A 12118-nucleotide genomic window follows, 5' to 3' on the forward strand; every position below is an offset into this window, starting at 1 on the left:
CATGTTTCACGACAAAGTATTACTGATCACGGGGGGAACGGGGAGTTTCGGGAATGCGGTATTGCGCCGTTTTCTGAACTCGGATATCCGTGAGGTGCGGATTTTTTCTCGCGACGAGAAGAAACAGGACGACATGCGGCATGAGCTGCAGAACCCGAAAGTGAAGTTCTACATCGGTAACGTGCGTGACCGGCAGAGTGTCGACGGCGCCATGGACGGCGTGGATTACATCTTCCACGCGGCGGCGTTGAAGCAGGTGCCGAGCTGCGAGTTTTTTCCGCTGCAGGCGGTGCAGACCAACGTGTTGGGGACCAATAACGTCTTGGAATCGGCGGCGGCGCACGGCGTGAAAAACGTTGTAGTGCTGTCGACCGACAAGGCGGCGTATCCGATCAACGCGATGGGTATCTCCAAAGCGCTGATGGAAAAGGTGGCGATCGCCAAGGGACGGGCCTTGGGGCGTGAGGCGGAAACCACGGTTTGTTGTACACGCTACGGCAACGTGATGGCGTCGCGCGGTTCGGTGATTCCATTGTGGGTGGAACAGATCAAAGCGAACAAACCGATCACGATCACCGACCCGAATATGACCCGTTTCATGATGACGCTGGACGACGCGGTGGACCTGGTGATTTACGCGTGGCAGCATGGCGTCAACGGCGATCTGTTCGTTCAGAAAGCGCCGGCGGCGACGTTGAACACCTTGGCGATGGCGCTGAAGGAGTTGTACAACTCCACGTCGGAAATCCGGATAATCGGCACCCGCCACGGCGAAAAGCTCTACGAAACGCTGGTAACCCGCGAAGAGATGGCCAAGGCGGTCGATATGGATGACTATTACCGGATTCCGTGCGACACCCGCGATCTGAATTATGATCAATATTTCATTGAAGGTTCCGAGGATGTCGCGAGAATCGAGGATTACCATTCGCACAACACCCGCCGGCTGGATGTCGCCGGGATGAAGGAACTGTTGTTGAAACTCCGGTTTATCCGGGAAGATTTGGGACTGTAACACCAAAATGGCCGGAATCAGCGTTATTCCGGGCGAAATCTTCACCGACCATCGTGGTCAAATTTCCTCCCTGAACGCTTTTCGTTTTCCCGGCGTGGAACGTTTTTATTTCATTCACCATCCGGACGAAAACGTGATCCGCGGCTGGCATGGGCATCGCTACGAAAAGAAGTGGTTTTACTGTGTCAAAGGAGCCTTCACACTGGCCTTCGTCGCCGTCGATGACTGGGAACACCCGAGCGAACAGTTGATCCCCGAAGTGTACGGACTGGATGAACGGCACAGCCGGATCATCTGCGTGCCGGAAGGGTATGCCAACTGCCTGAAGGCGGAAGTTGCCGATTCGATACTGCTGGTGTTTTCCGGGAAGGTGCTGACGGAGGCGTTGCAGGACAGTTGGCGTTATGACAAGGACTTGTGGATGGATTGGCAAAAGAAGGAGCCTAGAAATCATGTTTAGAATCGGGATCACCGGACAGCCGGGATTTGTCGGAACCCATTTATACAACCTGCTTGGTACTCAAAGCGATGTCGAGCGGGTTCCCTGTAAAGACGAATATTTTACGGATGAGGCGGCGCTGCGGCATTTTGTGAAGCGGTGCGACGCGATCGTGCACCTGGCGGCGATGAATCGCCACCCCGACCCGCAGGTGATTTACGATACCAATCTCCGGCTGGTCCGGCAGTTGATCGCGGCGATGGAGGCCGAGCAGGTCACGCCACACGTGCTGTTTTCCAGCTCGACCCAGGAGGAGCGCGATAATCTCTATGGCGCCTCGAAACGCGCAGGCCGCCAATTGCTGGAAGCCTGGGCGGAACGGAGCGGCGCCAAATTCACCGGTTGCGTGATTCCGAACGTTTTCGGTCCCTACGGCCGGCCGAATTACAACTCGGTTGTGGCGACCTTCTGCCATAAATTGACGCATGGCGAACAGCCGGAAATCCAGGTGGACGGTTCGATCAAACTGATTTACGTCGGTGAGCTGTGTCGGGAATTCCTGCAGATCATCCGGACGGGGGAAGCGGCCAGTCCGCGACCGATTCCATACGGCGCCGAACGCAAAGTATCGGAGCTGCTGGCGACTTTTGAACGGTTTAGAACCCAATATTTCGAGCAGGGAATCCTTCCGGAGTTGCCGACGAAGTTCGATGTGCAGTTGTTCAATACCTTCTGCGGCTATATCGATCACAAGAACTTCTTCCCGTTCGATTTGAAACTGAACACCGATGCGCGCGGCAGTTTCGTCGAGCTGGTCAAATTGGATCACCTCGGCGGCCAGGTTTCGTTTTCGACGACGAAACCGGGCATCACCCGCGGCAACCATTACCATACCCGCAAGATCGAGCGTTTCGCGGTGATCAAAGGCAAGGCCCGGATTGAGCTGCGCAAAGTCGGTAGCGCAGAAAAGTTGACGTTCGAGCTGGACGGCGGCCATCCGTCCTTTGTCGACATGCCGGTGTGGTACACCCACAATATCACCAATATCGGCGAGGACGAACTTTACACCGTCTTCTGGATCAATGAATTCTACGATCCGGCCGACCCGGATACGTTTTTTGAAGAGGTTTAAGACAAATGGAAAAATCGAAGTTGAAGGTAATGACGATTGTCGGGACCCGTCCCGAGATCATCCGCCTCGCGGCGGTAATCAAGCTGCTGGAAAAACACGTGGACCACAAAATGATCCACACCGGCCAGAATTACGACTATGAACTCAACCAGGTCTTTTTCGAGGAATTGGAACTGCGCAAGCCGGATTATTACCTCGGAGTCGATACTTCTAGCCTCGGCCATGTGCTGGGCGAAACGCTGATCAAAGTCGAGGCGGTATTTGACGCCGAGCGGCCGGATGCGGTGCTGATCCTGGGCGACACCAACGCGGCGATTGCCGGCATCATGGCCAAACGGATGAAGATTCCGATCTACCATATGGAGGCCGGCAACCGGTCGTTCGACCTCAACGTGCCCGAGGAAATCAACCGTCGGATCATCGACCACATCGCTGATTTCAATCTGGTTTATACTGAGAACTCCCGGCGCCATCTGTTGGCCGAGGGGCTGCCGCACCGCCATACTTATGTAACCGGCTCGCCCATGTACGAAGTGCTCAACATGTTCCTGCCGAAGATCAAAGCATCGAAAATTCTTGAAACGCTGAAGCTCGAAAAGAACCGTTACTTCATCGTCAGTTGCCACCGCGAGGAAAACGTCGATTATCCCGGCAATCTGCGCAAAATCCTGACCTTCCTCAACGCGATTGCCGCCAAATACGATATGCCGGTGGTGGTTTCGACCCATCCCCGTACCCGGATGCGGATCGAAGCGCTCGATGGCGTGACGATCGACTCGCGGGTGCAGTTCCTCAAGCCGTTTGGTTTTTTCGATTACAATGCGCTGCAGCTTAATGCCAAGTGTGCGATTTCGGATTCCGGAACGATCAGCGAGGAGTCGAGCATGATGAATTTTCCGGCGATCACCATTCGCCAGGCGCTGGAACGTCCCGAAGCGATGGATGCCGGTACCATCATCCTCACCGGACTCGATCCCGAAATCGTCCTTGATTCCATCGCGCTGGTGCTTGACGAATTCGAAGCCAACGGCGGCAAATATGACAAAATCTGTTCTGAATACCAGGTGACCAACACTTCCTGGCGCGTTCTCAAGCTCATCCTCGGCACCGCCAGACTCGCCAATCGCTGGAGAGGCGTCGAACTGAAAAAATAACGGATGCAACCATGGGTAAACGCAAAATTCTGATTCTGACGGAGCGCTTTTTCCCGGAAGAGTTTCTGATCAATGATCTGGCTGCCGAATGGAAAAAGCGCGGTTGGAACATTGAAGTGTTGACGCAAGTGCCAAGTTATCCGCATGACCGGGTTTTTGACGGTTATTATAATCGTTGGTTTCAGACGACCAGGGAATACCGGGATATTCCGGTTCATCGGGTGAAAACTTTAACCGGCTACAATCGAAGCGTGGTCCGGAAAATCGTCAATTATTTGAATTTTGCGCTGCTGACTTCGCTGTGGAGCTTATTTCATGGTTGGCGGTATCAGCAGATTTTTATTTACCACACCGGACCTCTGACGATGGCCGTTGCCGGAGTGGTACTGCATTATATCTGCCGGAAACCGTGTATGATCTGGACCCAGGATGTCTGGCCGGATACCGTTTATGCTTACGGGTTCAAGCCCTGCTGGTGGAAACGGTTGCTGCTCGATAATTTCGTCCGCCTGATCTATTCAGCCTGCGGGACGATTGGCGTCAGTTCGCCCGGCTTCATTGAAAAATTACGGCCCTATACGGATAAAGAGATCCATTTTATCCCGCAGTGGACGACCCAGCGTCTGGCTATGGCCTCCAAAGCTGTTTCCGGCAAAAGAATTTTCACTTTTGCCGGAAATATCGGTTCGGTTCAGAATCTGGAAATGGTAGTTGAAGCATTCGGCTCTTTGAAAAATGAGGAAGCGGAATTGCGGCTGGTTGGGGGAGGGGTGTTTCTTGAGCGTCTGCAGAAGCTCGTCCAGGCAAAACAATATCGGAACATTGTTTTTACCGGTCGACTGCCGCAGGAAAAAATGCCGGAAGTTTTTGCCCAGTCCGATGTAATGATCATTTCATTGAAAAGAGAATTTGCGATGACACTTCCGGCCAAATTTCAAGCGTATATTGCAGCCGGGAAGCCGATTTTCGGCATCATTACCGGGGATACGGCGGAATTGATCGAACAATATGAACTCGGCATGATTGCGTTGCCGGAATTTGAATCGATCAGGAGCGGTTTTCAAACTTTGATGCAACAATCGTCCCGGCAATTGGAAGTGTGGGGCAATAATGCCCGAAATACCTCGAAGCGTTTATTTGACCGTACTAACATTGTCGGAATCATGAGCTGTTTGTGTGGCATGGAGGAATATGACCATTCTATCGAGCATTCGCCAAAATATACCGTGTAATCTCAACCCAACCATCAGGAGGTAGAAAATGGAATTATTAGGTCGCGTTATCATTGCCTGTAGTGTACTGGCGACAGGAGGTTGTATGACTTCTTCTCAATCCGAAGAAAATGTTGTTGCCTCTTCGGAACTTGTCGCGCTCCAGTTCAATGACACGAAAACGGATGTCCGGATCGAATTCCCGGAGGATTGGTTGAACTGGAATTCGCAGACCGGAACTTTTGATGGAAAAAACGCCGGTTTTCAGGTAAGTGGGAAGGTGACCAATGTCTATAGCAGGGATATGCTGACAGTTGATCCGGCTCGACCGATTGAAATTTCAGGAAATTTTAAGAATTTATCTGCAGATTCAGAGGCGACAGTTTATTTGGGGTTCAAAGTTTATGATCAGAACGGTAATGAAATCCGGGATTGGACGGTGAAGGCACTTCCAGGCAGCGATACTGTTTTGAGCCGTAAATGCAATGAAGATTCGACGACGATTTACGTCAGAGATGCTTCTGCGTGGCAGGAAGGCGCCAGGGCCGTACCGGTATTTTTTACTGAAACTGATTACAGTGACTTGCCGAATAACCATTTGAAACAATCGTATTCTCAGTCAATCAGGTCTGTAACAAAGTTGACAGATAATAATTTTGCAGTAGAATTCACTGAACCGGTTGGTTTCGACGCTGGAGTTGGGATTGGCGTACGGTTGCATAAACAGGGCGGCGCGTTGATGTATGCAGGAGGCAGCAAAACCCTTAAACCACAGGAAAGCGTAACACTAAGCGGAATAGTTCAGGGACAGGCAACAATGGGCATGCCGGCGGATGCCTGGTGTCCGGGAGCGGCGTATGCGCGGTTGATTGTACTGGTTCGCAGCAATTCAGAGGACTGCAAAGTTCAGTTCGATTCCATTGAGGCGGAGACGCTGACAGAAAATACGCTGTAAACGGTCATTCGATTCAGCAATATTGTCAAACCGCTCCGGCAAATTCGTTTTTTGCCGGAGCGGTTTTTCTTTTTCGGTGCTTGGAAACAGATCGCCCGGCCGGTGAATTCCGGCCGGGCGATTTATTGGTCGAAATATCAACTTTAGAAACTGTAATTGAATAAAGGGAAGACCGGCAGGAAGCCGTCCGGATTGTAATTGATCGCACCGATCTGCAGCCCCTTGCCGCCTTCCACGCAGTTGATGGCGCCAAGCTGGAAATCGCAATCTTCGGCGAGGTTGAAAGCGCCGATCTGGGCGCCGTCGGCCGTTTCGGTGATGTTGGTGATGCTCAACTGGCAGCCGGTAAACTGATAAGCCGAATTGCCGCCGACGCCGAGCTGCAGGCCGGTGAACTGATCGGTAATATTGCCGCAGGCCAGTTGGACGCCGCAGAAAGTATTGGCGATGTTGACGCAGGGTGCCAGTTGAAAACCGTTGACATCGGCTTCGCTGAACAGCAGGCCGAATTCCATGCCGTTGACTTCATCGTGGGCATGATACAAGTCCAATGAAAAACCGTTGACGACATCCACCCACGGCCAGCCGAAGAAGGAGACCAACCCGCTGCTGCGGGTGGCGCAACTGCTTGCCGGACAGATTTGCGGCATCACTTCCGGCTCGGCCGGCGCTTCTTCCGCCGCCAGACCGAACGACAGCAGCGTAATCATCGAAAAACCCAGTGCCATTTTACCCATTTTTTCCCTCCGTTGGAAGTTTGCTATGCTGTTTTTTTGAAAACTGTTCTTCATCTATATAATATCGTCTGTTCGGCAAAAGTAAAATACTTCCTCCATATTTCCGGCAAATTTTTGCCGGAGATCGCCGAGGATTTGCAAGGTTAAGCGATAATTGTTGTAATATTATATGTAAATAAAAATTCTATCAGAAAAAGGCTTTATTTTCAATATAGGTATTGACTTTTGCCCAAAAATATACTATACTTAGCTTTGTTGATATTAGTGGTAATGCAATCGTTCCGGCAAAAACGGCGAAATCAAAGCCGAAGTGACGGATCGGAATTGTAGCGGATGAACAAATATATGAAGTTATATGAACAAATCACCGATGAGTTGAAGCGGCGCATCGAGTCGCAGGAGTTGCGGCCGGGCGACCGGGTGCCTTCCATCAGGGAGCTGCGCGATCAATATGGGGTCAGCCATATCACCGTCATCCGCTCCTATAAGGAATTGGCGGCCCGGAATTATATTTGCCAGAACCACGGCAAAAACTATTCGGTGTGCGGACCGAAACCGGAAGAGCCGCGCCGGATTACCGGCAACATCGGATTTTTTATCCGTCCGCTGTCGCCGTTCAGTGTCCAGGACAATTACTTCAACGATATTACGCTGGGGATTCAGGGGGAATGCGCGGTGCGGCGGGTCAATTTGCTGTGCAGTCATACGACGGCCCCGTTGAATCATCTGCCGATCAACACCAGTGCTTTCCGCGCGATTGCCGGAGCGATGCGGGAGTTGGCCGGCGAGGTCGACGGCTTTCTGGTCGATGAGCACATTCCCGACGGTGTGCTGGCGCCGTTGGTCGGCGAACTGACCAAGCCGATGGTGATCGTCAACCGGCGCAGTACGCTGGCGGTCAATACCGTGACGCCGGCGATTGAGAAAAATTTTGCCACGGCGCTGGATTTTGCTTTGCGGATGGGATATGACGCGTTCCTTTACATGCGCGATGTGGTGCGCACCAGCAATTTCAATGACTTCCGGACGGCGTTTGAAGCATTTATGGCGCTTCACCGGATCGGCGAAGAGCGACAGCGGGTGGTCGGTAATTGCAATTTGGACCCCCATGAGGTTTCCTGCATGGCGGCGTTGGGTTATTTCAATGAACTCAAGGAAAAATACAACAAAATTTTGGTCGTCACCGAAAGCGACGCATTCGCCCGGGTACTGGTGGATACCCTGGCCGGCCGGAAGGTCGGCTTGAAGCAGCGAATCGGCGTGCTGGCGGCGGAGGGCCTGGGGTATTGCCGCTGGAAAGAGCCATTCATCACTTCCTTGTGTTCCAGGCCGATCGAGATGGGGCGGCTGGCGACGGAAGTGTTATTCAGTTGCATGGACGGCAATTACAAGGCGCCGGCCAATCATACGCCATCGGAAGAATTTTTCCTGGGAAATACGTTATAACACTTTTGAACGACAAAAACAAGAACGGAAAGCAGGTGAAAAATGAAGAGAAATTTTACATTGATAGAATTGCTGATCGTAATTGCAATTATTTCCATTTTATCTGGCATGTTGTTGCCGGCTCTGGGCAAAGCCAAAGCGAAAGCCGTCAGTATCAAATGTACCGGCAACCAGAAACAGCATGGCCTGGCATTGTTGATGTATGCCGATGACAACCGGAGTTTCATGCCGCCGACCTATGCGAATTGCGGCGTCAACATCGGCTGGTGGGTGGCGGACGGTCATCCATCCGACCGGAGCAAATGGCGTTTTCGCGACGATGCCTACGGCAGTTACATCCCTTATATTTACGAGTACGCCGGCAGCGACGAACTGTTTCTCTGTCCGGCCGGCGGCCGCAGCTCCGATATGGCGACCAATATGCAGAATGACTATCCGTTGTCGCCGGTGTTCACTTTCGCAATGAAGAAAGTGGAAAATGTGCCGTCTCCTTCCGACATCATGTTGTGTCTGGAGGGATACACCGTTCCGGCGATGTGTGCCTATATGACGGAAGTACGCCATGACAAGGCAGCGAATATCCTGTTTGCCGACGGTCATGCCGAAACGGTCGGCCGCCGGCAACTGTTCAATGATTGGGAACGTTTTTATCCGGAAGAAATTGCCGGGGTAAACGATTACAGCTATGCCGGGCAGGGGGCCTGGCAGGCTTATGACCGGCTGCCGTTCCTGCCGGGTGAAGTGTGGTGAGGAGTCCAGACGATGGTGAACTGCGGTTGGAAAAATGTTCTGGCCGGCGTGCTTTTTGCCGCCGGCTGGCTGTCGGCGGCAAAATGTGAATATGCTCCGCAACTGGCGCCCGGAATCCTGGCACGGGTGCAAGCGGCGGCGGAGCCGGCGGATATGCGGTCGAAAAACTTTGTGACGGCGGAGCCGGCCGGCGACGAACTGCTTCTGAAATCCGGCGAGGTTATCGTCAGCCTCAACCGGCGGAATCTGACGGTGACGGTCCGGCGCGCTGGGCAAATCTGGCGTTTGGCGGAACTGACGCCGTCGGTGGTTCGGTTCAATGGCGAGGATCATCAACTGGAATTGAAATCGGCTGGTCGGCGGCGGATCGAACCGGAACAATTCGCCGGAGTTCTCGGCTACAAAATTTATCTGGCCGGTTGGAAAGCCGCCGGAGTGGAGCTGGATTTGGCGATGGTTTTGTTCGTCGGGCTGGAATGGGAAACCGGCGATGTCATCTTCGAATTACGCCCGCAGGAAACCGGGGCGGTTTGGCGGCAATGCCGATGGCCCGGCGCACTGGAGGCCGGCGACGCCGACGGGACGGCGGTGCCGTTCATGCAGGGTCTGTACATTCCACGCCGCTGGCCGCAGGCCTTCGAGACGCCTTACGGCGACGGTCCGGGCTACGGGATGGCCTACGGCCGTACTCTGTATATGCCGTGGTGGGGAATCAGTCGGGGCGGTCAGTCGGCGATGTTGATATTGGAGACGCCCGACGATGCCGGTTGCACGTTGAAACATTCTCCGGAGTCCGGCACCGGCGTGGAGGTGCTGTGGCTGCATTCGCTCGGGAAAATGGGCTATGTCCGGCGGGCGCGGCTTTCCACGCTGGACGGTAACTACGTTCAGATGGCCAAACGTTACCGGCAGTACGCCAGGGAACATGGTAAATTTGTCGGTTTGAACGAAAAAATCGCCCGGACGCCGGTACTGGAAAAGCTGCTCGGCAGCCCGATTCTGCATACGACGGTAATGTATACCAATATGCGGGCTGGCCGGGACAGGCCGGAAGGCGATACCTGGTGGATCGACTACCGGAAACACGCTGACAACATCCGCAGATTGAAGGAAGCCGGACTCGAACGGCTGTACGTGCATTTCGACGGCATCGGTTACCGCGGTTATGACAATCTCGAACCGGACCAACTGCCGGTTGGACGGCAGCCCGGCGGCGTCGAGGGATTGAAACAATTGCTGGCCGAATGCCGCCGGCTGGATGTCGTTACCGCCTTTCATCAGCAATATCGCGATTTCTACACCGATGCGCCGAGTTACGACCCGGAGTTGTTGGTCCGGAAGGAAGACGGCAGCCGGCCGATGGACGATATCTGGGCGGGCGGCAAAAACGGCATTCTCTGTCAGCATCGTTCGCTGGATTATGTCCGTCGCAACAATCAGTTTCTGGCGATGCTGGGCGTCAGGGTCGACGGCTGTTATCTGGATGTGTTCGCGGCGGTACCGGCCGACGAATGCTACCACCCCGAACATCCGATGAGCCGGACGCAGTGTTATCGGGCGCGCGGCGAATGTTTCCGCTTTATCAAGGAGCAATGGGGCATCGTCAGTTCGGAAGAGCCGGTGGATTGGGCGATCCCTTATCTCGACCTGGCTCATCACGGACCGTGGCCGGTGATGGAGAATGATACGCCATTCGCGATTATGATTCCGTTGTTCAACCTGGTATATCATGACGCGATTTTCCTGCCGTTCGAATCGAAGATGACCCGCGATTCCTATTATTATCCGGCGACGGAAATTCCGGGTCTGTACGGATTGCTGAATGCCGGCATGCCGTATGTCGCCGAAGAGCCGACCCCGGAGGAACTGGAAACGGTCAAGGCGATGGCGGCGCTGCATCGGCGGGTCGGCCTGCTGGAGATGACTGGCCATGAATTGCTCGATGACGCCGGACGCCGGCAGCGCTCCACGTTTGCCGACGGTACGACGGTGACGATCGATCAGGAAAACGGCACTTACCGGATTGTTATACCGCCGGAGAATTGACGGCGGCGCGGAGGAAGGCAACGGCAAATTCATTGAAAGCAGGCGCGGAAACCGGAAGCGTCGGAGGGAACGGAATGGAAATCCGGGCGGAAAAACAGCGGCTGGCCGAAAAGATATTCTCGAACTGTTTCATCCTTTACGGCGCCGGGATCGGGGGAGGCGGGATGGCCGGTTGCGTTCGAGCGGCGAACGGTTGAATTGAATGAAGATGGTGAAAAACTTCGTTAGCTTTTCTGCTCTTTGCGTTTGTTGCGGTCCAGACGGTAATTGGTCAGGATTCCGCAGGCCAGCCGGGCGGCGGCCCAACTGCCGTTGCCGAGCTTTTTCATGCCGGCCGCCAGCAGATACTGGTGATTTTTCCGCATGTTGGTGTAGGATAAATCCTCGTTGCGCTTGAACAGCTCGATGATTTTCCGTTTGGTCTCTTCGGCAGTCATACTGCGCCGCAGCCGGATCTGTTTATAGGATATCCCGGCGCTCTGGACCGCTTTGCCCCAGTTGCCGAAACGTTTCAAGGCGGCCATATACAAGGATTTGTTGATCGTCTGGATATATTTGGAGTGCAGCGGTTCGCCGCGTTCGTCCATCGCCCGGATCTCTTCGAGGACGCCTTGCGATGTCCAGGTTTTATACTTGCGGATTTCATCGTAATCCAGCCCGCAGGCCTCGATGGTTTCGCCCCAGGAACCGAACAGCCGTTCGGCGGCGGCGTAGACATCCGGATAATTGGTCGCATAATAATAGGAATTCAACGGTTCCTGCCCGTAACGCTGCAGAATATGCTGTTGAATCATTTCCGGATGCCAAAGTTTTTTGAACATTTTACTCCTGTTTCCTACCCGTTAAAGACAAATTTACCTTGCTTTTCGGGCGATACTATACAGCATGATCGGAAACCATGCAAATACAATTATACCCCAATCGGGTTAAAATTGTTCAGAAATCACCGGCTGTCGCCGGCAAGGATGAGTGCGTTTGATTCTTTTGGCGACATTTGCCGCAGTCGCTTTCAAGCCGGGCCGCGATAATCCGAAAAATAGCGTTCCCCAACTGAAACCGGTCAGCAGACAGTAAGGAGATTAATTCATTGAAACGGACGGGAATGATTCCGGATCACTTTTCTGTACGGTCACATAAGATAATTGCAGTAGAAACCGTGTTCTTGTCAAGTGTGAAACGAATCGTTGCAGGGAGAGTTTTCAGGCCGGACCAGGATACCTTCAATGGTTTTTC

Annotated in this window: 12 protein-coding genes; 10 read left to right on the forward strand and 2 right to left on the reverse strand. The window is 53.4% G+C overall.

The features are described 5' to 3' along the window. The first annotated feature begins 1 nt into the window (after position 1). The 6 genes from HWX74_RS11855 (at position 2) to HWX74_RS11880 (ending at position 5906) form a co-directional block, all read left to right on the forward strand. Positions 2-1015 carry a polysaccharide biosynthesis protein gene (locus HWX74_RS11855; RefSeq protein ID WP_176013739.1) on the forward strand — a complete coding sequence of 338 codons (1014 nt, stop codon included), beginning with the start codon at positions 2-4 and terminating at the stop codon, positions 1013-1015. Between the two features lie 7 nt (positions 1016-1022). Beyond that, a complete protein-coding gene (locus tag HWX74_RS11860; protein WP_176013740.1) occupies positions 1023-1475 on the forward strand; it encodes a WxcM-like domain-containing protein in 453 nt (150 codons plus the stop codon). After that, positions 1468-2586 carry an NAD-dependent epimerase/dehydratase family protein gene (locus HWX74_RS11865; RefSeq protein ID WP_176013741.1) on the forward strand — a complete coding sequence of 373 codons (1119 nt, stop codon included), beginning with the start codon at positions 1468-1470 and terminating at the stop codon, positions 2584-2586. The genes HWX74_RS11860 and HWX74_RS11865 overlap by 8 nt, the downstream gene beginning before the upstream one ends. Before the next feature lie 5 nt (positions 2587-2591). After that, the gene (gene wecB, locus HWX74_RS11870; protein WP_176013742.1) at positions 2592-3740 is read left to right on the forward strand and encodes a non-hydrolyzing UDP-N-acetylglucosamine 2-epimerase; all 1149 of its coding nucleotides are present in this window, start codon (positions 2592-2594) and stop codon (positions 3738-3740) included. Positions 3741-4225: 485 nt separating this feature from the next. After that, positions 4226-4972, forward strand: a complete 747-nt coding sequence (locus HWX74_RS20025) for a glycosyltransferase (RefSeq protein ID WP_217704938.1) — start codon at positions 4226-4228, stop codon at positions 4970-4972. Positions 4973-5000: 28 nt separating this feature from the next. Further along, complete coding sequence (locus HWX74_RS11880; RefSeq protein WP_176013744.1) at positions 5001-5906, forward strand: hypothetical protein; 906 nt, start codon at positions 5001-5003, stop codon at positions 5904-5906. Between the two features lie 143 nt (positions 5907-6049). Here the strand turns inward: HWX74_RS11880 and HWX74_RS11885 are convergent, their stop codons facing one another. Beyond that, entirely contained in the window at positions 6050-6643 is a 594-nt protein-coding gene (locus tag HWX74_RS11885) for a hypothetical protein (RefSeq protein WP_176013745.1), read from the reverse strand. Positions 6644-6988: 345 nt separating this feature from the next. On the opposite strand from HWX74_RS11885, the gene HWX74_RS11890 reads away from it, so the two are divergent. From HWX74_RS11890 to HWX74_RS20505, 4 genes are all read left to right on the forward strand, one after another. Beyond that, a complete protein-coding gene (locus HWX74_RS11890) occupies positions 6989-8089 on the forward strand; it encodes a GntR family transcriptional regulator (RefSeq protein WP_176013746.1) in 1101 nt (366 codons plus the stop codon). A gap of 42 nt (positions 8090-8131) precedes the next feature. Beyond that, entirely contained in the window at positions 8132-8839 is a 708-nt protein-coding gene (locus tag HWX74_RS11895; RefSeq protein WP_176013747.1) for a prepilin-type N-terminal cleavage/methylation domain-containing protein, read from the forward strand. Positions 8840-8851: 12 nt separating this feature from the next. Beyond that, the gene (locus HWX74_RS11900) at positions 8852-10885 is read left to right on the forward strand and encodes a DUF5696 domain-containing protein (RefSeq protein WP_176013748.1); all 2034 of its coding nucleotides are present in this window, start codon (positions 8852-8854) and stop codon (positions 10883-10885) included. A gap of 74 nt (positions 10886-10959) precedes the next feature. After that, on the forward strand, positions 10960-11082 hold the full coding sequence (locus tag HWX74_RS20505; protein ID WP_303048104.1) for a hypothetical protein: 123 nt from the start codon (positions 10960-10962) through the stop codon (positions 11080-11082). 27 nt (positions 11083-11109) lie between these two features. Here the strand turns inward: HWX74_RS20505 and HWX74_RS11905 are convergent, their stop codons facing one another. After that, positions 11110-11706 carry a hypothetical protein gene (locus HWX74_RS11905; RefSeq protein WP_176013749.1) on the reverse strand — a complete coding sequence of 199 codons (597 nt, stop codon included), beginning with the start codon at positions 11704-11706 and terminating at the stop codon, positions 11110-11112. Positions 11707-12118: the final 412 nt, after the last annotated feature.

It is taken from the genome of Victivallis sp. Marseille-Q1083, from assembly GCF_903645315.1.
Taxonomy (GTDB): Bacteria; Verrucomicrobiota; Lentisphaeria; order Victivallales; family Victivallaceae; genus UMGS1518.